The sequence below is a fragment of the Fibrella musci genome (assembly GCF_041321105.1).
Classification (GTDB): domain Bacteria; phylum Bacteroidota; class Bacteroidia; order Cytophagales; family Spirosomataceae; genus Fibrella; species Fibrella musci.
The window spans coordinates 93,432-119,052 of record NZ_JBGGWD010000001.1 but is presented as its reverse complement, the minus strand read 5'-3'; the positions used below and the strand labels follow the sequence as shown (position 1 = coordinate 119,052).

At 56.3% G+C, this 25,621-nt stretch carries 22 protein-coding genes and 3 tRNA genes; 15 read left to right on the top strand and 10 right to left on the bottom strand.

The window, feature by feature from the left end; genetic code table 11:
* Window positions 1-22: 22 nt before the first annotated feature.
* The 6 genes from ACAW74_RS00515 to ACAW74_RS00490 all read left to right on the top strand — a co-directional run bounded on the left by ACAW74_RS00515 (window position 23) and on the right by ACAW74_RS00490 (window position 9,181).
* Window positions 23-1,744 carry a hypothetical protein gene (locus ACAW74_RS00515; protein ID WP_370696229.1) on the top strand — a complete coding sequence of 574 codons (1,722 nt, stop codon included), beginning with the start codon at window positions 23-25 and terminating at the stop codon, window positions 1,742-1,744.
* Between the two features lie 3 nt (window positions 1,745-1,747).
* On the top strand, window positions 1,748-2,944 hold the full coding sequence (locus ACAW74_RS00510) for an acyltransferase family protein (protein WP_370696228.1): 1,197 nt from the start codon (window positions 1,748-1,750) through the stop codon (window positions 2,942-2,944).
* 185 nt (window positions 2,945-3,129) lie between these two features.
* Window positions 3,130-3,891, top strand: a complete 762-nt coding sequence (locus ACAW74_RS00505; RefSeq protein ID WP_370696227.1) for a glycosyltransferase family 2 protein — start codon at window positions 3,130-3,132, stop codon at window positions 3,889-3,891.
* A gap of 77 nt (window positions 3,892-3,968) precedes the next feature.
* On the top strand, window positions 3,969-5,360 hold the full coding sequence (locus ACAW74_RS00500; RefSeq protein ID WP_370696226.1) for a protoporphyrinogen/coproporphyrinogen oxidase: 1,392 nt from the start codon (window positions 3,969-3,971) through the stop codon (window positions 5,358-5,360).
* Between the two features lie 120 nt (window positions 5,361-5,480).
* Window positions 5,481-8,177 (top strand): hypothetical protein, encoded by a 2,697-nt coding sequence (locus ACAW74_RS00495; RefSeq protein ID WP_370696225.1) that lies wholly within the window; start codon window positions 5,481-5,483, stop codon window positions 8,175-8,177.
* Window positions 8,174-9,181, top strand: a complete 1,008-nt coding sequence (locus tag ACAW74_RS00490) for a hypothetical protein (RefSeq protein WP_370696224.1) — start codon at window positions 8,174-8,176, stop codon at window positions 9,179-9,181. The genes ACAW74_RS00495 and ACAW74_RS00490 overlap by 4 nt, the downstream gene beginning before the upstream one ends.
* 24 nt (window positions 9,182-9,205) lie before the next feature.
* Here ACAW74_RS00490 and ACAW74_RS00485 read toward each other — a convergent pair whose 3' ends face one another.
* Together ACAW74_RS00485 and ACAW74_RS00480 are read right to left on the bottom strand one after the other, a co-directional pair.
* A complete protein-coding gene (locus ACAW74_RS00485) occupies window positions 9,206-10,546 on the bottom strand; it encodes a sensor histidine kinase (RefSeq protein WP_370696223.1) in 1,341 nt (446 codons plus the stop codon).
* Between the two features lie 26 nt (window positions 10,547-10,572).
* Window positions 10,573-12,084 carry a PKD domain-containing protein gene (locus tag ACAW74_RS00480; RefSeq protein WP_370696222.1) on the bottom strand — a complete coding sequence of 504 codons (1,512 nt, stop codon included), beginning with the start codon at window positions 12,082-12,084 and terminating at the stop codon, window positions 10,573-10,575.
* A gap of 32 nt (window positions 12,085-12,116) precedes the next feature.
* Here ACAW74_RS00480 and ACAW74_RS00475 point away from each other — a divergent pair, with 32 nt between their 5' ends.
* From ACAW74_RS00475 to ACAW74_RS00465, 3 genes are all read left to right on the top strand, one after another.
* The gene (locus ACAW74_RS00475) at window positions 12,117-12,338 is read left to right on the top strand and encodes a hypothetical protein (RefSeq protein ID WP_370696221.1); all 222 of its coding nucleotides are present in this window, start codon (window positions 12,117-12,119) and stop codon (window positions 12,336-12,338) included.
* Between the two features lie 102 nt (window positions 12,339-12,440).
* Window positions 12,441-12,860 carry a hypothetical protein gene (locus ACAW74_RS00470; RefSeq protein WP_370696220.1) on the top strand — a complete coding sequence of 140 codons (420 nt, stop codon included), beginning with the start codon at window positions 12,441-12,443 and terminating at the stop codon, window positions 12,858-12,860.
* A gap of 205 nt (window positions 12,861-13,065) precedes the next feature.
* Window positions 13,066-14,409 carry a sensor histidine kinase gene (locus tag ACAW74_RS00465; RefSeq protein WP_370696219.1) on the top strand — a complete coding sequence of 448 codons (1,344 nt, stop codon included), beginning with the start codon at window positions 13,066-13,068 and terminating at the stop codon, window positions 14,407-14,409.
* Window positions 14,410-14,488: 79 nt separating this feature from the next.
* On the opposite strand, the gene ACAW74_RS00460 is transcribed toward ACAW74_RS00465, so the two are convergent.
* A complete protein-coding gene (locus ACAW74_RS00460; RefSeq protein WP_370696218.1) occupies window positions 14,489-14,905 on the bottom strand; it encodes a response regulator in 417 nt (138 codons plus the stop codon).
* Between the two features lie 278 nt (window positions 14,906-15,183).
* On the bottom strand, window positions 15,184-15,717 hold the full coding sequence (locus tag ACAW74_RS00455) for a hypothetical protein (protein WP_370696217.1): 534 nt from the start codon (window positions 15,715-15,717) through the stop codon (window positions 15,184-15,186).
* A 201-nt stretch (window positions 15,718-15,918) separates the two neighbouring features.
* Here ACAW74_RS00455 and ACAW74_RS00450 point away from each other — a divergent pair, with 201 nt between their 5' ends.
* A complete protein-coding gene (locus tag ACAW74_RS00450) occupies window positions 15,919-16,716 on the top strand; it encodes a hypothetical protein (RefSeq protein WP_370696216.1) in 798 nt (265 codons plus the stop codon).
* Window positions 16,717-16,909: 193 nt separating this feature from the next.
* Window positions 16,910-17,476 carry an RNA polymerase sigma factor gene (locus ACAW74_RS00445; protein ID WP_370696215.1) on the top strand — a complete coding sequence of 189 codons (567 nt, stop codon included), beginning with the start codon at window positions 16,910-16,912 and terminating at the stop codon, window positions 17,474-17,476.
* A 55-nt stretch (window positions 17,477-17,531) separates the two neighbouring features.
* Here the strand turns inward: ACAW74_RS00445 and ACAW74_RS00440 are convergent.
* The 3 genes from ACAW74_RS00440 to ACAW74_RS00430 form a co-directional block, all read right to left on the bottom strand.
* Window positions 17,532-17,606 (bottom strand) — tRNA-Val (locus ACAW74_RS00440).
* A gap of 46 nt (window positions 17,607-17,652) precedes the next feature.
* Window positions 17,653-18,969 carry an MFS transporter gene (locus ACAW74_RS00435; RefSeq protein ID WP_370696214.1) on the bottom strand — a complete coding sequence of 439 codons (1,317 nt, stop codon included), beginning with the start codon at window positions 18,967-18,969 and terminating at the stop codon, window positions 17,653-17,655.
* Window positions 18,970-18,992: 23 nt separating this feature from the next.
* Entirely contained in the window at window positions 18,993-19,727 is a 735-nt protein-coding gene (locus ACAW74_RS00430) for a hypothetical protein (RefSeq protein WP_370696213.1), read from the bottom strand.
* Between the two features lie 81 nt (window positions 19,728-19,808).
* Between ACAW74_RS00430 and ACAW74_RS00425 the strand changes: the two genes are divergently transcribed.
* Window positions 19,809-19,881, top strand: a tRNA-Lys gene (locus ACAW74_RS00425).
* Between the two features lie 82 nt (window positions 19,882-19,963).
* On the opposite strand, the gene ACAW74_RS00420 is transcribed toward ACAW74_RS00425, so the two are convergent.
* Window positions 19,964-20,365, bottom strand: coding sequence for a DUF3127 domain-containing protein (locus ACAW74_RS00420; protein WP_370696212.1), 402 nt, complete (start codon window positions 20,363-20,365; stop codon window positions 19,964-19,966).
* A 150-nt stretch (window positions 20,366-20,515) separates the two neighbouring features.
* Between ACAW74_RS00420 and ACAW74_RS00415 the strand changes: the two genes are divergently transcribed.
* Both ACAW74_RS00415 and hemF read left to right on the top strand, forming a co-directional pair.
* Window positions 20,516-20,597: transfer RNA gene (locus ACAW74_RS00415), tRNA-Leu, on the top strand.
* 33 nt (window positions 20,598-20,630) lie between these two features.
* Entirely contained in the window at window positions 20,631-21,548 is a 918-nt protein-coding gene (gene hemF, locus ACAW74_RS00410; RefSeq protein ID WP_370696211.1) for an oxygen-dependent coproporphyrinogen oxidase, read from the top strand.
* A 63-nt stretch (window positions 21,549-21,611) separates the two neighbouring features.
* Here hemF and ACAW74_RS00405 read toward each other — a convergent pair whose 3' ends face one another.
* Window positions 21,612-23,285 (bottom strand): M1 family metallopeptidase, encoded by a 1,674-nt coding sequence (locus tag ACAW74_RS00405; RefSeq protein WP_370696210.1) that lies wholly within the window; start codon window positions 23,283-23,285, stop codon window positions 21,612-21,614.
* A gap of 36 nt (window positions 23,286-23,321) precedes the next feature.
* A complete protein-coding gene (gene menC, locus ACAW74_RS00400) occupies window positions 23,322-24,410 on the bottom strand; it encodes an o-succinylbenzoate synthase (protein ID WP_370696209.1) in 1,089 nt (362 codons plus the stop codon).
* A gap of 104 nt (window positions 24,411-24,514) precedes the next feature.
* On the opposite strand from menC, the gene lpxK reads away from it, so the two are divergent.
* Entirely contained in the window at window positions 24,515-25,573 is a 1,059-nt protein-coding gene (gene lpxK, locus ACAW74_RS00395) for a tetraacyldisaccharide 4'-kinase (RefSeq protein WP_370696208.1), read from the top strand.
* Window positions 25,574-25,621 lie beyond the last annotated feature (48 nt).

Sequence of the window (25,621 nt, the reverse complement as noted above, 5' to 3'; positions counted from 1 at the left end):
GGCTCCTGTCATCCAGTTGCTTATGACTAGTTCTCCTGTTGTCACGCCTACCCCGCCGCCATCGGTTCCGAGTCAGCTGCCAGCAAAACTATATGCCTTTGTTTTTAGCCTGCTACCCATTGCGGCCCTCATCTGGGTATGGTCGCTCTGGTCGATCAACGTACCCAAGTGGGACGACCACACGCTGAAAGCACTGCTGTTGGGGATGGAAAAAGCCACTTCCCTGCCCGAGGCCATCCGCCACATTGTCAAACAACACAACGAACACCGCATCGCCTACGACCGGGTAATTGCCTGGCTCGACTACAGCCTGTTTGGTAAACTGAGCTACACCCGCCTGATGGCCTACGGCGACCTGAGCCTACTGGCGCTGGTGGCACTCTTCGGCGTTTATCTGGCCCGTTACACGCAGCGCTGGTACCTGTTTCTGCCACCCGTTGTGCTGTTTATCATCAACCTCGCCAACTGGGAAAACCTGTTCTGGGCGATGTCGGCGGTGCAAAATTTTGCTATCGTCATCTGGTCAATGTGGGCGTTCTACACACTGAGCCACCGGCAATCGCCCTGGCTGGCTATCGGCCTGGCGGCGGTGGCGACGCTCATCAGCGGCAACGGCATCCTGCTCTGGCCCGTAGGAGCGGTCATGTTGTTTATGCAACACCGTCGGCAGCACATGTTCATCTGGCTGGGAGCCGGGGCGCTCGTGCTGTTTCTCTATTTTTTCGATTATGTACAGCCAAGCGTAGCCCCGTCAAAACACGACGACTGGCTGAAGATTGGCTCAGGATTGCTGGCCTTTCTGGGGGCCGCCGCCGACGCCCTGCCGTTCTACAATACTTACTGGCTGTCGGCTGGTCTGGGTACGTTGCTGGTCGGCTTCTGGCTCTACGTTTTCGTTAAAGTCCTCCCCGATTTCCGCAAGCCGTCGGGCTGGTCGGCCCGCGATACCTTCGCGGCGGGGGCCGTAGCGTTTGCGTTTGGTACGGCTGCCGTCGTTGTCTGGAACCGGGTAGGCTGGGGCGAATCGGCGATCATCACGAGCCGGTACCGCATCTATTCCTTAACACTGTTAGCTTTAACGTACTGCTACTGGCTGTCAGCTTTTTACAAAAAGAGTACCTGGCAGGCTGCTTTGGGTGGCTTAGTCGTGGCGGGCGCTTTCTGGTGGTCAGCTTTTGTGATGAATCGGCACGATGCCTTCGTGCTTCGGCGCTTTTTCGTGACCAGTCAGTTTAACTGGACGTACCGCTCGCCGGGCCCGGTGTCTAACATGGACTCGGTTACGAGCCGCCTCATCGATAACGCCCCGGCGTTCTACGATTCGGCCCTGTCTACGATTTACGGCCCGGCCAACGGGCCGCTTTTCCCCATCGACTCGGTCTTCCGTAATCCCGACAATTACCTCATTCAGGTAAGTGCGGCGGGGCTCGAATCGGCGGGGGTTCCGTCGTTGTTGCACCCCGATCAGGGCGTCTGGATTCAGATGCATTCGCCCAAACGGACGTACCTGATCAACACCATGCCCCTGCGGCGGCGCAACTGGCGGGTGCCGCTCGGCCTGCTGCCCATCTACAATGTGCGCGAGCCGTTTATCGTGCCGATTCCCCTGACGGAGCTCGACGCTGATACGTACTCGATCAACGCGCTCGTGGTTGCCGCCGATGGCAGCACCCAACTGCGGCCTACGCAGAAAACGCTCACCGTGCTCCCCTATACGCTCAAAGAACCCGTCAAAAACTGGTAATTCATGTCAATCACTACGCCCTTCTCTGACTCAGGCCATTCAACAAAGGCCCCGCAGGCCAAAGCGCAATCGTTGAACCACCTGATCCAGTTAGATGGGGTTCGCTTTCTGGCGGTAGCGCTGGTGCTGTTTGATCACTGGATGGCCGAGCGTGTGTTTCTGCCCCTGGGCTCGCTGGGGGTTACCATCTTTTTTGTGCTTAGTGGCTTCCTGATTTCGCGCATCCTGCTGGCCGGGAAAGACAAACTTACGGCGCATCAACCCGACGCCTCGGCCCGGTCTGGCGCTGGCGGCTATTTTAAGACCTTCTATGCCCGCCGGACCATCCGAATCTTTCCCATCTATTACATTACGCTGATCGTCCTGTTCGTACTGAACGAAAAGCCCGTGCGCGAAACGTTTGGCTGGCTGGCCCTTTACGCGAGCAATATTTACATCGCCACCAAGGCCACCTGGATGGGCACCGTCGACCACCTCTGGTCGCTGGCGGTCGAAGAGCAGGTCTACCTGTTCATGCCGCTGTTGCTGTTCCTGCTGCCTAAACGATGGGTGCCGTTTACAGCCCTGCTGATGCTGGTGGGCAGTGTAGCGCTGCGGTACGCGCTGATGGTGCTGGGAAAACCCTGGTTTATTGGGTACGTATCGATGCCCACTTGCCTCGATGCCTTCGGGCTGGGCTTGTTGCTGGCTTATCTGTGGCTTTATCAACGCGATCGCTTCGATAAACTCTTCAGCTCATCGTTGGGAGTCTGGGTAGGTATCGCCCTGTTTGCGGGCTGCATCGCGGGGCAGCGCTGGCTGACGGCCGCCACCGGAGCCACCGACCCGCACAACATCTTCAGCCACGTCTGGGAACGGCTGGCGGGATCGCTCGTCGGGTTTTTCCTGATCGGACGGGCTATCGTTGGGTTTGGCGGCCCCATGAAATGGTTGCTGCTGCACCCGGTGAGTCAGTATCTGGGGCAGATCAGCTACGGTATCTACCTGTTTCACAACTTCGTTTACAACGTATACCACACTCCATCGACGCATTTTGTTCCGCGTTTATGGCGGAAGCTGGTGAGTTGGTTTCCGTTTCTCGATGCGACCTACGCCTTTCAGTTTGCTTACTTTGCAACCATTACTATCCTGCTGGCGACTGTTTCCTGGTACCTGATCGAAAAACCCGTAAACCGGCTGAAGGACCGATTTGCCTATTAATCGACCAAGCGTGCGTCACCTTTACCGGGTGAGCGCGATAAATAGTCCCAATCAATAACCAATGCCTAAGGAAAGGGGCCGTTGGGGCGGGGAGGCCGAACAAATACGTATCTTTGCTCAGTTTACCTACCAGATAACCCAACGCGATTGCTCTTTTTTAGCGCGTAACTACCGATCTATTCTACATGAGTGTCTTATTGTCGATTGTCATGCCTGCCTACAACGAAGAAGCCTGTATAGCTGACGTTGTAGCGATGTGGTCATCTTTGTTGACTAAGCAATTCCCGACTGAAACTACGCGCTTAATTGTGGTAAACGATGGCTCTCGCGATCGTACGGGTGCTATCCTCGACGAAATTAAACCGAACTTCCCCAACCTGATCGTGGTGCATCAGCCCAACGGCGGCCACGGCAACGCGGTTGTCAATGCCTACCGGCAGGCCGTAGCCATCGATTCAGAATACGTTTTTCAGACCGACAGCGATGATCAGTTTGTGCCCGAAGATTTTGCCAAGCTGTGGGCCAAGCGGTTCGATACGCCGTTTGTGCTGGGTTGCCGCGAGGTTCGATACGATGCCCTCGCCCGGCTGGTCATTACGCGGATTCTGCGGCTGAGTATTTTCCTTATCTACGGCACCTACATCAAAGACAGTAACATTCCGTTCCGGCTTATCCGGGGTAGTTTCCTCAAAAAGCTGCTGGCTCAGCTGCCTACCCCAACCCCATTTGCGCCCAATATCTTTCTGGCCGTTATGGCTAAAAAAGCGGGCAATGACCTCTTCAACATTCCCATTACGCACAAAGAGCGGCAAACCGGTACGGTGTCGATTCTGAAATGGAAACTGTTGAAAGTGTGTTTCCAGAGTTTCAAAGAATTAGCTCAGTTTCGGCTGGATCTCAGCCGGAAAGTAGCCGCACTGCGAAAGCCCGAACCTGTTGCGGCATAAAGCATTGCCTCATCGTGTCCCAATGAGGTATACTCCACGTTTATTGCGCCTTCCTGCGGGGCCAAGGCATTTCACCCATGCATACTAAATACGTTATTATCGGCTCGGGCCCAACCGGGCTGGGCGCTGCCTATCGGCTCAAAGAACTAGGCGTTACGGACTTCGTTGTTCTGGAAAAAGAAAACCGGATTGGTGGTCTTTCCAAGAGCTTCGTCGACGAAAAAGGCTTCACCTGGGACGTGGGCGGCCACGTGCAATTCTCGCACTATAAATACTTTGATGACCTGATGCTCAAAGCATTGGGCGAAGACGGCTGGCTGCGGCACCAGCGCGAATCGTGGGTCTGGATCGAAAACCGGTTCGTGCCCTACCCATTCCAGAACAACATCAAGTACCTTACCCCCGAAACCATGTGGAAGTGTCTGGAAGGCATCATCCACGTGTATAAGAACCCCACCACGCAGAAACCGAAAAACTTCCGCGAGTGGATTCTGCAAACGTTTGGCCCAGGTCTGGCTGAAACGTTTATGTTCCCCTACAATTTCAAGGTGTGGGCCTACCCCACCGAAGAAATGAATGCCGTTTGGGTGGGTGAGCGGGTGGCCGTTACGGATCTTGGCCGCGTTACGAAAAACATCCTCTTCGATCAGGACGATTTCTCGTGGGGTCCCAACAGCACGTTCCAGTTCCCGAAAGAGGGCGGCACGGGCGGTATCTGGGAGTCGGTGGGGAACCTCGTCGGGCGCGATAAGATCAAGCTGAACGCGACGGTACAGAAAGTCATTGGCCCCGAAAAAACGATCGTGTTGGCTGATGGCGAAACCATCACGTATGATCACCTGCTCAGCACCGTGCCGCTCGATATCTTCACCCGGCACGTCGAAGGACTCGACCCCGCCATCGTCGAGACGGCGCAGGGCCTGAAACACTCGTCGACCAACGTGGTGGGCATTGGCTTGAAAGGCAAACCGAAAGACAGCCTGAAAACCATGTGCTGGATGTACTTTCCCGAGTCGAACAGCCCCTATTACCGCGTAACGGTCTTCTCGAACTACAGCCCCAATAATGTGCCGGATTCGGAGCAGTATTGGTCGCTGATGACCGAAACCAGCGAATCGTCGGCCAAGCCAGTCGACCGCGAAACACTCATCCAGGACACCATCAAAGCCCTGATCGACGATCAGTTGATCGACTCGGCCAACGATGTTGTGTCGACGTTCCACAAGGCTTTTGATTACGGCTACCCCACACCGTCGGTAGAGCGCGATGGTATTCTGAAACAGGTGTTGCCTGCTTTGGAGCCCTTCGGTATTAAATCACGCGGTCGGTTCGGTGCCTGGAAATACGAGGTTAGCAACCAGGACCACTCGCTGATGCAGGGGGTCGAATGGGCCAACCGCGTCGTTAACGACGTACCTGAGCTGACGCTCTTCTTCCCCGATACGGCCAACGCCATGTGGGGCAAATAGTACGCGGTTCGTTCGCTTCGCTGCCATCACCCCGTGCGTAGCGATGACTAAACTGTCTGTAAATTAGCCACCTATCCCACTGACTGATGACAGCGAAGCGAATGACCCATGACTGATACCATGCGAAAACCCGTTTGGTGGCTGGCGGGCGCAGGGCTGGTGCTGCTGCTCGGCTGGCTGGGCTATCGATCGATTCGACGCGCGCAGCAGACGCTGGCTGCCAGTGTCCCCCCCGACGCCCAGTTGATTATCGAAAGCCGCGATCTGCAACTAGCGCCCAAAGCAGGGTCGCGGGCCATGTCGCTGCAACAGCTACCGCTTTTCAACGTAGCCCTCAACCGGCTACAACGACTGCTCAACGCCGTCGACTCGACGCAGCAGAAGGCTTTTTTGCAGAATAAGGCGGTGCGTTATTCCCTGCATCCCGTCTCGAAAAACACGCTGGATTTTATCGTTTACGTGCCGGTGCAGGCGGGCGACAACGCGTTTCTGGCGCAGTTGCAACAACCCGACCCCAATCGGTTTCGTGTGCTCAGTCGGGAATTCGACGGGCAAACCATCTTCGAACTACGCGACCTCAGCAACCGCGTGTATGGGTCATACCTGCTGCGCGACACGTACCTGATCGGCAGCCCATCGGGTATTTTGCTCGAAAACGTAGCCCGGCATTTAAGTCAATCGTTCCGGTCAACGTCGGGCATTACCTTTCCAGCTTCGGCCGATAATGTCGCCAGCGTTTATATCCGCCCCGACGTACTTAGTGGGCTCGTAGGCGACCCGAAGATCAGTTCCTCACTGCTGCGGGTGTTCATTCCCGAATCGCTCACGTTCCAGTTTCGGCGGTCGGCGTCACCCACCCACTGGCTGGGGTTTGCCTCCGATCCGCTGGGTAACCGGCAAACGGTTGCCAACCTCTTTGCCGGGCAAACACCCCACCGGATTCGCAACAGCAGCCTTATTCCCCAGCAAACGGCCACCTTTTACCACATCAGCCTCTCCGACGGCCCCCGGTTCGGTCAGGCGATTACGCAGTTGCTCAAATCGGGCGGCACCGACCGGCTAAAAAAACGGCTGGCCCGTATCCGGCCATTCTTACCCGACTTTTACCAGACGCTGGCGGGCGATCTGCTCCTGTGTCGGCTGGAAGCCAATGCCAGCGCGGCGGGTCAGGTGTTGCTGCTGGAAGCCCGTGATGCCCGTCAGTTAGCCCAAAGTCTGCAACGGATTGCTTATCAGCTCGCGCCGGGTGCCCGGCGGGCTACGCCTCGCTCGTTTCTGCGGCATCAGTTGCTCCCCCTGCCCGTTGATGAGCTACCGGCCACTCTGTTGTCGTCGCTGTTTGCTGGTTTCCCCCAAAGCTGGATCACCCAGCACGGTTCGTATGTGCTACTGGCCAATTCGGAAGAAGCCCTGCAAACGTACCTGCTGGCGCTGGATGCTAACAGCGTGTGGGCTTCCGACCGACGGTTAGGGCCACTGGTGAGTCAAACGCTACGTCCCGCTCACCTCACTACCTTCACCCGCCTACCCCGTTCGGGCTCGGCATTTCTGGCGCAATGGCCCGCTAGCTGGCAGGCCCTGATGGGCCCGGCGCCCTTTGCCAACGTTGATAACGTGGCCTATCAGGCAACCTATGGTCGGGAGAATGTGCTGTCGACACTGGTGCTGGGCCGGGGCACCCAACGTTCCGATACCAGCGTATTGAACCGGCTGTTGCTGCGTAAGCGTATTCCGTTCAATGCCAGCCTGATCGCCTCGCCCGTGGTGGTTGGGCGCCTATCGGATCCGGCGGCGCAAATCTGGGCGCAGAACAGTGCCCGGCAGTTTGTGCTGCTGACGACCGAGAAAGACAAAATCGTGCAGGACACGACGGATGGTGCCATCCAGAGTAATGTGGTGGCCATCGACTGGCGAAATAACGGGCGGTTGCAGTATGCCTTTATGACCCGCCGGTCGCTTTACATCGCAGATCTGGGCAACCGACGGGTCCAACTGCAACGGCTCAGTTTACCGGAAGGCATCGAAACAACCTATCTGGCGCTCCCCAAAGGCAGTAGCCGCCAACCCGATCTGGTTGCGCTGATGGCTCACCGCACTGGTTCTGTCTATGCCCTTGACCGGAAACAGCAACGGCTGATCCGGCTGTTTAGCCCGCAACGGCCCGCACCGCTGCTCCTGCCTTTTCAGGTGATTGACCAGGACGGACACTTAGAGGTTACTGGTTTACAGCAAAATAACCTCGTCAACCGGTGGGTCATGCAAGCCGATAAACCGGTAGCGCAGGCAGCTCATTTTCCGGCCAACCTCAACGTACCCAACGACAGCCTCCGCTTTACCGGACCTTGTTTGTGGTTACCGGCGCAACGGCAGCTGGCGGCCATCAGCCAGTCGGGTAACCTTTATACCCTGAATGAAAACGGTCAGGTCGTCACCCGCAAGCAATTATACCGGCCCCTGCGCGGGGGGCAGTTCCGGCTCTTCCCCGATGCGGAACAAACCGGCTACCTCATCCTGCGCACCACCGACGCCGACATGGCCGTGCTCGATGAAGCTGGCAGCCGGTTGTTTGAACTTCGCAACCTGCACCCCGACCAAACTCACGTGCAGTACCACCGCCTGGGAGCGGGCGTCGAAGTTCTGGCGGTAAAATCGGGCCCATTCACCACCCTGTATGACCGCAGCGGCCAACGCATCGGCGACCGGCCCATTCCCAGCGACTTCCCCGTTACGCTGCAATTCGATGATCAGGCTGGTGAATTGTATATTGTCAGCAGCATTCAGAAAGCCGTACAGCTTTTTAGCATTCGTATCCAATGAAACTACTCCGCTACACCGTCCTTATTGTCGCCAGCCTGCTTTGGCTGGGGGGCTGTTCGCGAACCGTCATGCACGAACTGTATCAGGTCGGATTCATTCCCGACGATTACCGGTTCGGCGATTTATACCGGCTTTCCAGCCTGCCCCAGTTTAAAGAACCGGTTACGCCCTGCTCGCCACCCGCAACTTATCCGGATACATCGCGTACGGACCTTTACCTCATTGGTGACAGCTTCACAGAACCCGGCCGGTTGGCCAAAGCTGATTTGCCTATCCACGCCCTTTATTATTTTCATTGGGATCGGGACCGCGACCGGGCCGTTCAGCTAGACACAACCCGACGCAACGTCTTGGTCATCGAATCGGTGGAACGGCATTTTCGGCAACACGTCGAACCCACTCCAACGTACAATATCAATGTGGTTAGCGACACAACTGGAACGAACGGTCCACAAGACGAGTCAACCCAATGGGGCCATACGCTGGTGGATTGGATCAAGTCCAAAGGGATAGAAGAACGGCTGGAAACCCTGATGTTCAGCCGCGATCTTTTTCTGTGGTTTCGCGAAGTCAAAGCCTCGATCAATCTGGCGCTTTTCGACCGCTACAGCGATCAGGTGGAGCTATCGACCGACCGGCAGGCCATCTTCACCAATCTGGATATTAACCACCCGTTATCGTCGGCCTTTACGCCCCTTCGGGATACGTACCTGGACAGTCTGGTACTCAAGCTGAACGTGGCCGCCGATCATTACCGCAAGGCCGGCTTCGACGAGGTAGTGCTGTCGATCATTCCGAACAAGGTAACCATGCTGGAGCAGGACCGGGGTGCTTACAACCACCTGATCGAACGCATTCAGCAACACCCCAACCTCCGGCTGACCGTGCTCGATACGTATGCCCCTTACCGGCGCAGTCGGGTGCCGCTCTATTCTAAAGGCGATACACACTGGAACTGCGCAGGCCGCACCATCTGGCTCGATGCCCTGCGCCAATGGCTTTAGCACCCAGTGCTTCTTTTCGGACGGTCATTCTTCGCTGCCAGCGTCGAGTAGTGGCAACGATACCACAAAGTATCCTTCCCGTTCGAGAATCACGGGGGCGGGTTGATTCAACATCTGGTATTTGGTCCAGATGTTGGCCAGCCCTACACCGTTTGAGGCAACCCGGACGGTTTTCCGCTGCACATTATTTCGTACCACCAGCCGGTCGTGTTCGTCGGTTGTGATGGCAATCGTGAGGGGCTGGTCAGGTAGGGCAACGTTGTGTTTGACGGCATTCTCCATCAGCAACTGAAGCGTCAGGGGTGGCAGTTGCCGGTTCATCAGGGGCGGGGCTATATGCCACACAATCCGCAGCGCGTCGCCGTGCCGGGTTCGTAACAGGTGGCTATACGACTGGATAAAGGACAGTTCGGCGGCCAGCGAGGTCAGCATTTGTTCATTAGCCCGCAGCAGGTAACGATACACCGAGCTCAATTCGTCCAGAAAGCGTGTAGCCTGTTGGGCATCATCTTCGATCAACGCCGAGAGTGAATTCAGGCTATTGAACAGAAAATGCGGATTGACCTGCGCCTGTAACGCCCGGATGTGCACCTCGTTTTTTTCCTGTTCGAGTCGCTGCACGGCCAGTTCGGCTTCCAGCTGATCGCGGTGGTGCTTTTCGCGTTCCTGGTTCAGTTCCTGCTCCATAACAGCGCTACTCACCGCAGCACGGCGCTGACGGTAGCTAAGGCCCAGCGTAAAACAGACCAATTCAGCAATGATGCCCAGTTGCATGTACGTCAGCGAAACCCGCCAGAAAGGCCCCGCCCAGTCTTCGGCCGGCCAAGCCAACGACCAAAACATGGCCGTTAGCCCTCCCGTCAGCAGGTAACCCGTACCGAGCGCATAGACCTGCGAGACGGGGTCACCCAATTTGTACATCTGTCGGATGCCATGCACCCCAAGGGCAGCCATTGCCAGACGCATCACGATAAACGAGCTTTCGTAAAGCGTCGGGTGCCATATCAGGCCGTAGCATAACACGAACTGAAGCAACACATAGGCGATAATACCAATTTTCACGGCCTGCAACTGCCGATAGAAACGGGGGATTCGCCGACGCATATCCAGGATCGCGTCGGCGAAATCGAAGTAGACATAATAAGCCCCCATGGGTGCAGCCGCCCGAACAAAATGGTTGGTTTCAACTGAAAACCAGTCCCGGAAGGCATACACCCGCAAGCCGAAGTAAAAAAGCCAGGCCAGCATGTAGAGCGTATAGAACCCATAGCTACGGTCCCGGTACGTTGCCCACTGCACCACGTTCAGCAACATGATCGACAAGACCATTCCGGTAAAGACCGAGCCCCACGTCTGAAAGGTCATGAGCTGTGTAATGAGGGTAATGACGGTTATTTCTCGATCAGCACGTTGTCGGATGCGTTGCTGGTAAACGTATTGGCGGTGTTGAGGTCGGTATTGGCCGATGCGCCGTAGCTGACAAAGACACCGTAGCCACCGCTGTTGCTGATGCGCGTTTTGGTAATGCTCATGGCCGCCCGGGTACCATAGATGGCGACATTGGCTTTCTTGCCCGATACGATGGCGATGCTCCCGGCATGGCTGACTTCGGCGTTGTCCAGCGCGTTCTTATTGTTGGCCGAGTAACAGATAATGCCCCGCCAGTAGCCAGCCGTGCGGTTGGCCCCCGTGAAGATTACCTTTTCGGTGTCCGTACCTTTGGCCGACAGATACCCGCTGGTGTTGACGAGGATCGTCGCGTCGCGGTTCATTTCCAGGGTCACGCCGGGGTTGAGTTTGAAGCCCGCGTTCACGCTGAGATCGCCCGTCAGCCGGTACGCTGCTTTATCGGCAAAACCAGGCCATACCACTTCCTGAGCCCCGGTAATGGCCGAAGGCGTTATCTCGACTACGTCGCGGCCGTTATTGCCTTTGAACGTCGAGGCATAGTCGAGTTTGGCCACGTTAGCCGCGTCGAGCAGGATACCCGCTTCGGTCTGGCCGGAAAACGCATTCTCCTGAAACTCGCGCAGGATACCTCCTTCGTAGACATACACGCCGTAGCCGTCATTCTGGGCAAACTGGGTATTTTTCAGCGCAATCTGGGCTTTGCTACCACCCGACATATACAAGGCCGCCTTGGTGGTGCTGTAGAGCGGTCGGCTCCCGGCATGCATTACGTCGACGTATTCCAGGCTGTTGGCGTTGCTACCCGAATAGAGCGCAATACCCACCCAATAGCCTTTGGTTTTCTGCACACCCACCAGTTTGATGCGCTGCTGAGCGGTTCCTTTCGCGATCAGCAACCCACCGCCGTCGTTCACGTTCATCCGTACATCGCGCTCAAAAGCGATCACCACGCCGGGGTTGATGGTCAGTTCGTTGGTTACGTCGATCGACTTCGTTACGATATAATCGGGCAGGTCGGGGTTTACGATCCGGTCGATGAGGGTTGTTTTGACCGTGATGTTGCTGGTAATGGCCAGCGGTTCAGCCACCGATGCCGCCACCACGATCCGGTCGGTAGCTTTACCGTTGGCGCTGCTGACGGTCAGCTCAAATTCATACTCGCCCACCTCGTCGGCTTTAAACGTTGGTTTGACCGACGCAACATCCGATAACGTAAGAGTGCTCTTGGCGGGTTTACGAACAATCGTCCACAGGTACGTTAGGGGCTTGCCGTCGGTATCAGTTGAGGCTGAGCCGTCGAGCGTGATCGTCTGCCCTACCTGCACGGGCTGATCGGGACCGGCGTTGGCCACCACCGAACCCACTGGTTTGGGGTTGGTGTCGGTGTCTTTTTTGCAACCGGTGAGTAACCATAAACTGGCTACCAGCCATAAAAAAGCCCATTTGCAGGCTGTAAAGGTAATTCGGGCGTAGGGGTACGTTGTTGTGTTCATGTGCGGGGTGGCAGTGGCTGCCGATTTGTTGTTTGACGCCACAAACCTATCTCCCCCGCCCACCGGGCCGGGCCGCCAACTTCGATGAAACGGAAAAACCCGCCGGTGAAGCGACGCAGGTACCCTGTCATCCGCTGCGAGTCGTCACTCAACAGGCGGGATCGGCCGGGCAGCGACTGGTTAAACCAAAGAAGTATCAGGGCGGACGCGCACCAACTCTGGTGTTGGCGGGGCAGATACGGTTCATCGGCTGATTTACCGCATGATCCACTAAAAAAGACGATTGACCGGCATACGTCTTTCCTACGCGGGCGACGCAGCCGTGTTTTGGGGCATAAACCAAAAACAACAATGCTATGAAACGCGCTTCACATGCCTTACTTCTGGGGCTATTGACCCTGATGCCCTTCGTCCAATCCTGCAAAAAGAGCAATCCGGTCGATCCGCAGCCCACCGCACCTGCCGCCGAGGTGGCCGGTACGTACCAGCTCACCTACGCTCAGGCTCCGTCAGGTACGTTGTCGCTGGCCGATTATTCGGGCACAATCAACGCCACGAAGGTCGACGATAGCGCCGTGAACCTGCACCTGATTATCGTCGAAAAAGCCACGAAGGAACAGAGCGACATCGACTTGGGTAACGTGGACCTGACCCGGCAGTCAGGTAAAATTTTGCTCTCGGCGGCTGACCAGAACGCAGGTAGTTACCAGAATGGCACGATCGAGGTGCTGGGCCACACGCAGGCCGGTACCATCACGTTGCGCGGCAAGCGCTGACCTAACCCGCCTCACGGCCTCCTCTACAACCCGGTGGCAGTGAGGCGGACCACTCTCCGAGTTCGCCTGTATAGATTAACACCATCGCGTTCAGTCAATAGACCCGGCCGACGGTCGATGACTGGGCCGGGCGCACCACAATTGTTTCCGAATCAACGCTATTTTTAACACCTTTATCAATTGCCTAACTCCCTGACCTTCTGCCATGACCTACGAAGTCTGGTCGCCACTTTTTCTGGGCATGGTGCTGTCCATGCTGCTGGCCAATCTGGTGCAGTGGTTCATGTACCGCGAACGCATTTACGGCCTCTACACGCTGTACACCACGGTTTGGGCCATTTACTTCACCATCAACCATTTTGAGTTACCCAAAAACATCAGCAACGTTTACAAAGTCCTGCTGTCGTATTCGGGCTACATGCTTTACCTGGAACTGGCCAACCTGTTTCTCGACCTGAGCCACCGCCCCCGGCTACGGCGCTGGATCCGGTGGGTGCAGGTAGCGCTGCTGTTGTACATTCTGACGAACACGTACGTTTACCTGTTCACCGATTTCTGGCAAACCAACCTGCACAGCCTATTGCTACAGCCGGTGCGGTTTGCGCTCATGGGCGTTGGTGGCTACATCATCGTCACGTTCTACCGGTCGAAGGATACCGTGGCGCGGCTCTTTGTGGCGGGAACGGCGTCGTTGCTGCTCAACCACCTCATTACCACGCTACTGCTGATTCGATCGCCGAATTACAGTCTGCAGATGCCTTTCTGGCAACACCCCGATCTGTTTGTGCAGATGGGCGTGGTTTTCGACCTGATTTTCTTTGCGTTGGGAATCTCCTACCGGCACCGGCGCGAGGCTGTCCGCAAGGCCGTCGTGGAGCAGCAACTGGCCCGCGAGCGCGAGCAACATCAGCGCGAACACCTCGAAGCCGCCCTGTCGCTCGAACGACTCAAGCAGGAAAAAACCGAGGTGCAGATGCGGGCGCTGCAAAGCCAGATCAACCCGCATTTTCTGTTCAATAGCCTGACTTCACTCTCCTCGCTGATCGACGAAAGTCCCCGGCAGGCAGGCGATTTTGTCGATGAATTGAGCAGCGTTTACCGGTATCTGCTGCGTACCAACGACAGCGAGCTAACCACCGTGGGCATGGAGCTGCGGTTTATTCAATCGTATTTTCACCTGTTAAAGACCCGCTACGGACAGCGGGTTTGCCCCGAAATGGCGGTTCCCGACACGTACCTGGAGGCCCTGATTCCGCCACTGACGCTGCAATTGCTAGTCGAAAACGCCGTCAAGCACAACATCGCCCTGCCTGATCAACCCCTGACGATCCGCATCGGCATTACCCCAGACGGGCAACTGCTGGTGGAAAACAACGTGCAACGCCGCACGCTCCGGGTCGAGTCCAACGGGGTGGGGCTGTCCAATATTACCGACAAATATCGGCTGCTCAACCGGGCCGAACCGCGCATCGAAGAAGTTGACGGCTGGTTTCGGGTTACGTTACCGCTGCTCCACACGCAGCAGGCCGTGCGTAAAATCGATCGGTAACGTATTGTGCACAAATGACCCCAGTGTTGCCCCAAAACGTACCCAGCCTCATTTGGCATGCGATTACGCGGCCCATCGTTTACTGAATAACGTTAGTCGGTAGCCGGTTCAAATCTACCCAGTATTGGCCCAGCAATTCCATGTTCCGGCGTAACTCATTGATGTTTAACGGTTTGACCAGGCAAGAGCTAGCTCCTCTTTTATAACAGGCCACTACGAACTGTTCGTCGGTTCGGTTACTGATCATCACCACCGGGACTACTTTCCAGCCAGGTAGCTGTTTTAGCCGTTCAAGTGTCTGTAAACCATCTAATTTGGGCATATCCACGTCGAGCACAATCACGCTTGGCAGGATCGGATCATCCGTCTGGTCTATGTGTTGCATCAGATCGAGCCCATCCGCGAAAAAACGTACCGCATACTGAGGCAGAAACAGTTTGAAGACTTGTTGCACTAAAAAGAGATAGTCAGCCGCATCATCAACTACGTAGATCATAGCATAGGCATTAAGATCAGGCTCAATCGGCAAGCATGAAGCCCTTCGTTGAATAGGATTTGTTGTACTGCTTAGTGAGGCTGATTACAAATTCCGTACCCATGCCCAGCAGCCGGGCGATGTATAGCCTTGCTGCTGATAGACTTAGACCACAGCGAACCGGTTTATGGGTTGCTTATCGGGTGATGAGCAAGGGCTTCGCATTACCATCTATTCACTAAAAAGGCCGCTTCAGTTATTGCTGAAGCGGCCCATAAGCCAAACCAGTACCAACGCGGCTACCATGTTGTAGGCAGGAATGTACTGACGTTGGTGTCACCCCGGTTGAAGCGCACCACGATCGTAGGCTTGCCGTTGCTGCCGGTTTGCAGGGTATAGTAATAGGTCTGCGCCTTCAGTTCTGAACGCTCCATCTTTCGGTCAATGTTTTTGCTGGGTATGCAGGAATAAAAACCCCGATAGTGCCCCTCTGTGGGCGTAGTAGTAAATGAGCCGTCGGTTTCGTCGAAGTTCACGCTGCCTTTTTCGTAGGTGAAAGCCTGCGTGCGGCAATTGCTGTAGTCGTTGGTCGAAGCCACAAAGTACTTCTCATACGTACCATTGGTTTTGAAGTCAAACACGACGGCCAACTCGAAGGGTTTCCCCTGATACGTGCCATCGTACGACCAGAAATCGGCCATCGCAAACGAGCCATACATCCATTTACCCACGGCCTGCGAATCCATGTGGCCACCGGGCACTACGTCGGTATCTTTTTTACAACTGGTGCTGAGCGCTGCCACCGACAGCAGCAGGAAGATGAATTTTTTCATTGGTGTAACGAAGTTGTTGTTTACGGAAGCAAAGTTGACAGCGCCCCGCTGCGCCAGAAACATTCCCCCCGATGAACCGGAAAAAGCGTCCGATGAACCCGCCGAATCCGGCTAAATGGCCGCCCTCCGCAACAGCCGACGCCTTGCCTTATAGGCCTTAATGCTGAACTTGCCGCCTGATTGAATTGCCCGCTTCTGTCTATGCTTTTCTCTTGCCGTTTCCTGCCCCCAATCGCGCTGTTGGGGCTACTGTCGGGCTGCGCCAGTGTCAGTTCGCATACCGATATCATGGAGCTTAATCGTATCTATCAGGTACGTGCCAACCAGACCCTTTATGTTGCCGACAGGCAGGGCACCGTGACCGCTAAGCGGTTGCAGCAGCCCGCCCAGGCGGCTCTTTATAAACGATCAGATACGCTGTTTGCCAGCTTTGTACCCCATACACTAGCCCCAGCCGACCAGAACGCCCAGACGCTCGATCAGGCCGATTCAACGGCAGTGCTGTTTCTGAGCTATACACCCCGCATCAGAACCGTCGAGGAAAAAAGTCCGTGGTTTTATTACCAGCTGACCTCGTTCGACATCGACCTGTTTACCATTCCGTTCAAATACCGCTTCCCCACCGACGCCCGGCCGGGGCAGTTGGCCACCAACGCCAACATTGGCCTGTATACCGGCATCCGTTACGATCAGGGCCGTTTCCGTAACATCTTTTTTCGGGGCGAACGGCGCTCCGACGTGGAGTCGTTCAGCTTTGGGCTGGGTACGTTGGTCAGCATCAATCCCGTCGTCGTCAACGAATTCAATACCGATGGGCAGGTCAACAGCGAATACGAAGCGCTCGGGGTGAATTATGGTTTGGCCGCCATCGTAGGCTACAAAGGCCTGACAGCCGGCCTGGCGCTGGGATTCGAGAATCTGGCCGACCGCAACAACCACTATTGGGTGTATCGCCAGCAACCCTGGCTCGGCCTCACCGTCGGGATCAACATCAACTAATCGGGGGCAGTTTCGGCCACCTGACACCCAGCCAGTTGATTACCGTTTATCGGCCTCAGCAGCCCATAAATCGCCATTTTCTCCAAAAAACGGGCAATACATGCTGTTTATCGAAAACCTTCATATGATTCTTTGTAGAAGAGCAACCTTTGACTCATCAACCACGAAGCACCCGGTAAACCAGTCCTAACTCATGTACGCCATCTCATCTACTAAGCAGTCACTCACCGACGAACTCGTTATCCAGACTTACTTTACAACCCGCCCCAGCTACTGTTTCGAACTGCTCTATAACCGCTACCAGCAGAAAGTCTATCGCCGGTGTCTGTCGATGACCCGCGACGCCGAACTTGCCCAGGATTACGCCCATGACATTTTCATTCGGATGTTTTCCCGTCTGGATCGGTTCCAGGGCCGCTCGTCGTTCTCGACCTGGCTGTATTCAATCGCCTACAATTACGTGTTGGATCAACTGCGCCTGACCAAACGCCTGCCAGTTGCTCAGTTAGACGAAAGCTATGATTACCCCACTTTCCGCCAGGACGATGCCGCCGAAACGCTGGAATCGAGCCTGCAACAGTTGGGCAAGGCTATGAGCAGCATCTCGAGCCAGGACGCCAGCATTCTGCGATTGAAGTATCAGGACGGCCTCGACGTGCGCCAGATCGGCTCGCAACTGAACATTCAGGATAGCGCGGTGAAGATGCGGCTGAAACGCTCACGCGATCGGGTGAAGCGCCTGTGCGAAGTAGCTTACTAACCCGCCCAAAACGACGAAAACCGCCAATAAAGCGGTTTCCGAGAGCGTGATGAAGTAGGACGTAGCGGGCTCGAACCGCTGACCTCCGCCCTGTCAAGGCGGCGCTCTGAACCAACTGAGCTAACATCCTGTACCGCCCGTTTGCCGATAATTTGGCAGCTGGTTGGGCTGCAAAATTAAGCAACTTCGGGTGTTTTCAATGGCTCGCCGTAGACTTTTTGCGAAGGGATCCGGTACAGTAGCACTAACCCAATGATAAACAGGCCCAACAGCGCCAGAATACTGTTCCGCATGCTGCCCGTTAGTTGCTCAACGTACCCATAAATGAACGTACCGAACACGATCGACAGCTTTTCGCAGACATCATAGAAGCTGAAATACGAAGCCGTATCAGTCGTCTGCGGTAGTAATTTCGAGTACGTCGACCGCGAGAGCGACTGAATCCCGCCCATCACCAGGCCTACAATGGCCGCCACGATGAAAAACTGATTTTGTGTCGTCACGTAGTAGGCCGCTACGCAGATACCAATCCAGATTACTACCAGGCACATCAGCGCGTAGGTATTTCCAATCCGCTCCGACAGCCGCGCAAAGGCGTAGGCCCCCGGAATCGCCACCAGTTGGATCAGCAGGATGGTAATGATCAGCGCGCTTCCCTCCATTTTCAACTCATCGGAGCCAAACAGCGTGGCTACGTACATCACCGTCTGTACGGCCATGTTGTACACGAAGAAGGCAATCAGAAACCGCTTGGTGAGCGTCTGCGTCTTCAGTTGATTAAACACCAGCCGGAGTTCCCGAAACCCGTTGAACAGCCAGTTACCATCGGCCTGCTGACCGGACTTCTTTACCCCGTCTGGCAGCACCCGAAACGGAATCTGAGCGAAACCGAACCACCACAGCCCCACCGTCAGGAACGATATGCGGGAGGCCATAGCGCTGCTGATACCGCCAAACCAGTCGGGTTTCAGAATCAGCATCAGGTTGAACACCATCAGCAACACACTGCCCAGGTAACCCATCGAGAACCCGCGTGCACTCACCCGGTCAAACTGATCTTCGGTGACGATATCGGGCAGATAGGAGTTGTAAAACACGATACTGCCCGCCCAGCCGACCAGGCTCCAGGCGAAGCAAAATACCGCGAACGTGGTGGTATCACGGGTAAAGAAATACAGCAGCGCACAAGCCAGCGAGCCCGTGTAGCAGAAAAACTTCATGAATCGTTTTTTCTTACCGCTGTAGTCGGCGAGGGCCGTGCTGAAGGGACTGATACAGGCCACCAGCAGCATCGACGCCGATACGGTATAGGAGAATAACACCGAGTTTTTGATCTGGATGCCGAGAAAGTCGATCACCGGCCCACCCGATTCATTAAGCGCCGTCGCGGAAAAGTAAACCGGGAAGATGCTCGACACGATCACCAGCGAGTGAACCGAGTTGGCCCAGTCGTAGAGCGTCCAAGCGCGCACAACACGAGGGTCATTTTTCATAAAGAGGAAGGTTGTAAAGGGGGTTAGATAATCCACAAACGGTCTTTACGGACGTAATAGAGCCGGTTGTTGTAAAAAACACGCCACCAAATGTCGGTACTGCTCAGGATATTTACCTTGTTACCCCGCCCCAGCGTGAGGGCAACGGGTGCCGCCGCCGAGGGTTCGGTGCGGAGTAGCACCGCACTGGCGTTGGTAATTCCCGACTCGTAGCCTTCGGGCAGGTTCACGAAAATCAGCAACACGACCAGATACGCCAGAATCAGCGTTTTGAGTCGGCTGGAGGTCGATTCCTGCCGAATGGTTTTGATAAGCAGCACGCCAAATACGTAGGCCCCCAGCAACAGCAGCAGCAACAGCAGGTAGACGCCGTACTGGCGGTAAAACAGGTAAAAATAATTCAGATCGCTGGTTTCGTAGCCGGTCAGGCTGTTGAGACGGGCAATGTCGTTCATCTTCCGCAAAACCGCCTCGTCGGGGTGGCGCTTGAAGTACACTTGCAGACAGTACAGCACTTTGGCCACGTCGCCCTGTTTCTCGTAGGCTCGGGCGAGTTTGAGCAACATGGGGTCGGAAGCGGGCTGACCCGCCGCCATCGCCGACTCATACAGCAGGGCTGCTTCGGGCCATTGCCCCTGCCGGAACAGCGAATCGGCACGACGAACTGGATCGGGCGAGGACGCTGATTGCGCCCATCCTACTGAGGCCCAGCCACCTGCCAGAAAACTGAGCAGAAATAGGAATATTTTTACGTGCATGGCTTGCATTGGGCCAATTTACGCAATAGTTTTGCATCGCAATTCGGGAAACGGTCATTTGTTCCGCACCTGAATCAGGCCGATCTGGTAGCTCAGCTGGTAGAGCAATACACTTTTAATGTATGGGTCCTGGGTTCGAATCCCAGCCGGATCACTAAGTAACAAAAAAGGGAATGACCACACGGTCATTCCCTTTTTTGTTACGTTGAACGTGAGACTTTAAACATTGAACGTTCTTAAAACGGCAGATCGCCGGAGTTGTCGTCGTCGAAAGAGGCGTTGAACGGCGTAGCAGTCGGCTGCGCAGCCCGGGGGCGGCTTGCGGCCGGGGCGGCCTGTGCCTGCGGCTGACCACCTTCGGCGGCGTCGGCGGGCTCAATACGCCACGCCCGCGCTTCGGTATACCAGCGGTCGTTGTACTCACGCGATTCCAGATTCAGGCTCACCTTCAGGCTGTCGCCGGGTGCATACTGTTTCAGGTCGTTCACTTTATCACCCCAGAGCGAAAGGCACACTTTTTTAGGAAACTGATCGAAGGTTTCGATTACAAATTCCTGTTTTTGCCACGCGCCGTTCTTGCCCTGACCCGTTACTTCGGGCATTGTTTTAACGAGTTTACCGACCAATTCGAGTGCCATAATGCGTTCTGTTTCAGTTAATGTATGATGTCGATAACCATTCTCAGGGCTATCATTTACTGATCGAAATTACGAATTTTTACCCAAATTTGGGCCTTTTCCGTTGACTTTATTCGCGGCAACGCCTACTTTTGCATCACAATCAAACACGGCCACGTGGTGAAATTGGTAGACACGCCATCTTGAGGGGGTGGTGCTGCAAGGCATGGTGGTTCGAGTCCACTCGTGGTCACAAAAGGCTCCCGGTTCGGGGGCCTTTTCTGTTATGGAGCAACCAACACGCGACCAGATTACAACGTACCTGCAAGGGTTACAGGATCGAATTTGTCAGGCGCTGGAAGCCGCCGACGGCACGGGGCGCTTTCGGGAAGATCAGTGGCAGCGGCCCGGCGGCGGCGGTGGCCGGTCGCGCACGCTGTCGGATGGCGCCGTGATCGAAAAAGGCGGCGTAGGGTTTTCGGCCGTACACGGCGAAGCCTCCGCCGCCACGCTACGCCAGTTGAACCTGACCGACCACACTGGCGACAGTGCGCCGACGTTCTACGCAACGGGCGTGTCGATTGTGCTACATCCGCGCAACCCGCGCGTGCCGATCATTCACATGAACATCCGGTATTTCGAGATGAGCACGGGGCAGTACTGGTTTGGCGGCGGTATCGACCTGACGCCGCACTACGTGGTACCCGACGATGCCCGCTGGTTTCATGAGCAACTTAAAACCGTTTGTGACCGGCACAATCCGGCCTACTACCCCAAATTCAAGACGTGGGCCGACGATTATTTTTTTATCCCCCACCGGCAGGAAACGCGCGGCATCGGCGGTATTTTCTTCGACTACCTGACCACCACAGACGCCGTTAGTAAAGCCGACCTGTATGCGTTCTGGCAGGCCGTCGGCGAGGCCTTTGCGCCCATCTATACCCACTTTATGCAACAGAACCGCGACGTACCCTGTACTGAGCGCGAACAGCGCTGGCAGGGCCTGCGCCGGGGCCGATACGTAGAGTTCAACCTCGTTTGGGACCGGGGCACCAAATTTGGCCTCGAAACTAACGGCCGAACCGAGTCGATTCTGATGAGCATGCCCCCGATGGCCAACTGGATTTACGATTACCAGCCCGACCCCGAATCGCCCGAAGCCGACACCCTTGCCTGGCTGCGGAAGGGCGTCGACTGGGTGTGAGGCTGATTCGTCATTGCCGACGCGCGGGAGATGCCAGGATGGTCCGCCGCTGCGGTTGCGTCTCTACAAGCCGCGCACGATTACGTAATAATCGGCGTCGACGGTAACAGCTTTGGCATCGGGCTGTTTGAGCGTTTGCCAGGTCGTGGTGGGTGTTACCAGTCTGCGGGGACCGGCCTCGTTCAGGCAAAGGCGCACGGGCATGGTAAAGCCAGCCTGACAGTTGGTCCACCGATACGCGACCCCTTCTTTGCTGAGTTTGTACTCGAGCACAGGGATGTGGGTGTCGCGGAGATACTGGTTGAACAGCGGTTGCAGCGGCAGACCTGTTTGCTTGATCAGGTACGTTTCGATCTGTTGTGTCGTGACGGTCTGATGGTAAAACGTTTTGTTCAGCCCGCGCAGAATCTGCCGCCATTTTTCGTCGTTGGCGACCCATTGCCGCACCATGTGCAGCATGTTGGAGCCTTTGTAATACATGTCGCCGGAGCCTTCGTGGTTGACGTTGTAGGTGCCGATGATAGGCCGGTCATTCATAATCCGAGCCCGCGTGCCGATCACATACTGCGCCCCGGCGTTTTTGCCGTAGAGCGATTCCACAAACAGGCATTCTGAATAAGCCGTAAAGCTTTCGTGAATCCACATGTCGGCGATGTCTTTGTAGGTGATGTTGTTGGCGAACCACTCGTGCCCCGACTCGTGGATGATGATAAAGTCGAACTTCAGACCCCAGCCCGTACCCGACAGGTCGTTGCCCAGGTAACCATTCCGAAACCGATTGCCGTAGGTCACCGAGCTTTGGTGTTCCATGCCCAGATAGGGCGTCTGCACCAGCTTGTAGCCGTCTTCGTAGAACGGATACGGGCCAAACCAGTGCTCAAACACGTGTAGCATGGTTTTGGCCTGCCGGAACTGCTGCCGCGCCGCCTGCTCGAAGGCGGGCAGTACATAGAACGACAGTGGCAGTACGCCCTTCTCGCCCCGCAGGGTGTCGGTCCAGCTAACGTACCTGGCGATGTTCAGGTTGACGCCGTAATTGTTGATGGGGTTGACCACCGCCCACTCAAACGTGCGGGTGCTATCGGCATGGTCGATTACGCGGCGGAGTTTGCCGTTCGAGACATCCATGTACGGTTTCGGGACGGTCGCGCTGATGAGCATGGAATCAGGCTCGTCGGACATATGGTCTTTGCAGGGCCACCAGGCCGACGCGCCCAGCCCCTGGCACGACGTGGCGATAAACCAGTCTTTGTTGGTGTCGCGCGCCCAAGTGAAGCCCCCATCCCAGGGCGGCCGTTTTGCCACGATCGGCTTACCGTCGTATTCGATTGTCACGGTTTCGGTCTGACCGGGTTGTTGTTTTTTCAGCAGCGTTACAAAATGCGCGTTGCCTTCCGACCGCACCGCCAGTGCCTGCCCATCCTGCGTGGCCCGCACCAGCCGCATCGGCTTCTGTAGGTCGATCTGAAGTACCTGCGCCGACTTCAGCACCTTATACCGAATATCGTTCCGGCCGCTGATCGTGCTGTCGGTGGGGTTGACACGTACCTGAAGGTGGTAATGCCGCAGATCCCACCAGGTACGTTCGGGCGTGAGCGTGCCGCGGAGGGTATCGGCGCGGGTAAAACCACCCGCGCCCGGCAGCAGATCGCTCGATTGGGCGTGTGCCGACAAAGCCAGCAACGTACCCGCCAGGCAGGCCAAACTGGTTTTAAAACGAGAAGAAAGCGTTTTCATAGGCGTTAAACAAGAAAGCCGCAACCCGTTGCGGCTTTACAGACTGATTCCATTCAGATGCCAGGAAACGGCGGGGTCGTAGCGAAGTGTGCCGTGATCGATCCGTAGCGGGCTGTCGATATTGTTGTGGTAGAGTTGCCCCGTGCCCAGCCCCTGCGGCATCAGGTTCTTAAACTGAGCCGCGTACTGGGCAATGGCGTTCAGGCCGATATTCGATTCCAGCGCCGAGGTGATCCACCAGCCGATGCCGAGGCGGTTGGCCAGTTCGATCCATTCGTCGCAGTGGCGCAAACCACCCAGCAACGTTGGTTTCAGGATCACGTACTGCGGCTGAATTTTCTTCAGCAACCGAAACTTATCGACGTATTCCATGTGCCCGATCAGTTCCTCGTCGAGGGCGATGGGCACGGGCGTATGGCGGCATAGCTCGGCCATGAGCTCGTGCTGACCGGGTTTGATGGGTTGTTCGATCGAATGCAGGCCATAGTAGGCCAGCCGTTCCAGCTTGCCCATTGCCTCGTCGGGCCGAAAAGCGCCGTTGGCATCCACGCGCAGCGTAATCTGCTCGGGGCTGTACCGTTCGCGGATGTAGCCCAGCAGGGCGCATTCCTGATCGAAGTCGATCGCCCCGATTTTGAGCTTGATAGTGGTGTATCCCGCCGCCAGTTTCTGGTCGATCTGCGCGCGCATGGCCTCGTGTGATCCCATCCAGACCAGCCCGTTGATCGGAATGGTCCGCCGGCCGTGCACAAACTCGTTCTCGCGAATGAACCGTTTACCGCCCGACAGAAAGTCGTGCATAGCAGTTTCAAACCCAAACAAAATGCTCGGATATTGCTGGCTGATAAGTTGGTTTAAGACGATAGGTACGTTCCAGTCAAACAGTTGAAGATCAAGCTGATTGAAGTAGGAACAGTAGTCGGCCAGTCGGTCTTCAAAGTCGGGCTGATCATCGAGGCTGAGGCCTTTCAGGGGGCCGCATTCACCGTAGCCAACCACGTCGGGTTGGTCAGTATCGACCAGTCGAAGGAAGTAGGAGTCTTTCTGGGTAAGCGTCCCCCGCGAGGTGCCGGCCTCGAACGTGAAGTGCAGGGTATATTTCAGGTAGCTGACCTGGAGACTCATTGGGACGAGGGTGGGCGTAGAAATAAGGGACGGTTAAAACTACTACTTTTGGCCCATCAGCAAAAACATGTTACGAAATTATTACCTAAAGCGTTACATCCTGATTGGTTCTAAAACCCCTTTCCTCGCTCTACGGAGGCCTTCTTGACCTTCGCAATTCGCTCTACGACGCGGGTTGGTTGGCTGGTTTCACCCCCACACAATGTTGCCTTTCCGTGGGGAACCTGACGGTCGGCGGAACGGGCAAAACGCCGGCCGTCACGTACCTGCTACGGTACCTCTTAAACGTCGATCCGGCCCTGACCGGTCAGTTGGCCACCATCAGTCGAGGCTACGGTCGGAAAACGCGCGGTTTTCGCCTCGCCACCCCCACCGATACTGCCGAAACGCTGGGCGACGAACCGCTGCAACTGTACCAGACCTTCGGCGATCAGGCCTTCGACAGCCGGGTAACCATCTGCGTGGATGAACGCCGGGCCAACGCCCTGCAACGCCTCGCCGCCGAGCAACCCGCCATCGGGACCGTGGTGCTCGACGACGCCTTTCAGCACCGAGCCGTGCGCCCACACCTGAATCTGTTGCTAATGGACTACAACCGTCCTTTTTATACCGACCACCCCTTTCCGGGCGGGCGACTGCGCGAACGGCGGCACGGGGCTCGCCGCGCCGACGCCGTAATTGTGACCAAATGCCCGCACGACCCCACTCCTACCGAACGGGCCGACATCACGGCCCAGATCCGGCGTTACGCTCGTCCGGACGTACCTGTCTGGTTTGCGGGCCTGCACTACGACCCGCCCCGTCGGTTTGGCACGCACGAGGTGCTGGCGCCCAACGGGCCGGTGTTGCTGGTATCGGGGCTGGCCGACGCCCGCCCACTCGAGCAGTATGTACGCGACACCTGGGGGCTGGTGCAACATGTTGCCTACGGCGATCATCATCCCTACACCCGCGCCGACGTCGATCGGCTGCTGGGTACGTTGCCGACGGGCCATACGCTGCTGACCACCGAAAAAGACCGGGTGAAGCTGGCGGCGCTCTTTACGCCCGCCGAGATGGCCTCCCTGCCACTGGCCTACTTGCCCGTAGCGATGCAGTTTTGGCAGGAAACCGACGCTACGGCGCTGGCCGATCGGGTGCTCTGGACGCTTAAAAATCGTTAACTAGCCACCGGACTACCACCGCTGAAGTCGTTTGGGTTACCTTTGCAA

Bases quoted from the DNA above. Each gene is read 5' to 3' on its own strand.
- ACAW74_RS00515 (WP_370696229.1), top strand. From the start codon at position 23: ATGACTAGTTCTCCTGTTGTCACGCCTACCCCGCCGCCATCGGTTCCG.
- ACAW74_RS00510 (WP_370696228.1), top strand. From the start codon at position 1,748: ATGTCAATCACTACGCCCTTCTCTGACTCAGGCCATTCAACAAAGGCC.
- ACAW74_RS00505 (WP_370696227.1), top strand. From the start codon at position 3,130: ATGAGTGTCTTATTGTCGATTGTCATGCCTGCCTACAACGAAGAAGCC.
- ACAW74_RS00500 (WP_370696226.1), top strand. From the start codon at position 3,969: ATGCATACTAAATACGTTATTATCGGCTCGGGCCCAACCGGGCTGGGC.
- ACAW74_RS00495 (WP_370696225.1), top strand. From the start codon at position 5,481: ATGCGAAAACCCGTTTGGTGGCTGGCGGGCGCAGGGCTGGTGCTGCTG.
- ACAW74_RS00490 (WP_370696224.1), top strand. From the start codon at position 8,174: ATGAAACTACTCCGCTACACCGTCCTTATTGTCGCCAGCCTGCTTTGG.
- ACAW74_RS00485 (WP_370696223.1), bottom strand. From the start codon at position 10,546: ATGACCTTTCAGACGTGGGGCTCGGTCTTTACCGGAATGGTCTTGTCG.
- ACAW74_RS00480 (WP_370696222.1), bottom strand. From the start codon at position 12,084: ATGAACACAACAACGTACCCCTACGCCCGAATTACCTTTACAGCCTGC.
- ACAW74_RS00470 (WP_370696220.1), top strand. From the start codon at position 12,441: ATGAAACGCGCTTCACATGCCTTACTTCTGGGGCTATTGACCCTGATG.
- ACAW74_RS00465 (WP_370696219.1), top strand. From the start codon at position 13,066: ATGACCTACGAAGTCTGGTCGCCACTTTTTCTGGGCATGGTGCTGTCC.
- ACAW74_RS00460 (WP_370696218.1), bottom strand. From the start codon at position 14,905: ATGATCTACGTAGTTGATGATGCGGCTGACTATCTCTTTTTAGTGCAA.
- ACAW74_RS00455 (WP_370696217.1), bottom strand. From the start codon at position 15,717: ATGAAAAAATTCATCTTCCTGCTGCTGTCGGTGGCAGCGCTCAGCACC.
- ACAW74_RS00450 (WP_370696216.1), top strand. From the start codon at position 15,919: ATGCTTTTCTCTTGCCGTTTCCTGCCCCCAATCGCGCTGTTGGGGCTA.
- ACAW74_RS00445 (WP_370696215.1), top strand. From the start codon at position 16,910: ATGTACGCCATCTCATCTACTAAGCAGTCACTCACCGACGAACTCGTT.
- ACAW74_RS00435 (WP_370696214.1), bottom strand. From the start codon at position 18,969: ATGAAAAATGACCCTCGTGTTGTGCGCGCTTGGACGCTCTACGACTGG.
- ACAW74_RS00430 (WP_370696213.1), bottom strand. From the start codon at position 19,727: ATGCACGTAAAAATATTCCTATTTCTGCTCAGTTTTCTGGCAGGTGGC.
- ACAW74_RS00420 (WP_370696212.1), bottom strand. From the start codon at position 20,365: ATGGCACTCGAATTGGTCGGTAAACTCGTTAAAACAATGCCCGAAGTA.
- hemF (WP_370696211.1), top strand. From the start codon at position 20,631: ATGGAGCAACCAACACGCGACCAGATTACAACGTACCTGCAAGGGTTA.
- ACAW74_RS00405 (WP_370696210.1), bottom strand. From the start codon at position 23,285: ATGAAAACGCTTTCTTCTCGTTTTAAAACCAGTTTGGCCTGCCTGGCG.
- menC (WP_370696209.1), bottom strand. From the start codon at position 24,410: ATGAGTCTCCAGGTCAGCTACCTGAAATATACCCTGCACTTCACGTTC.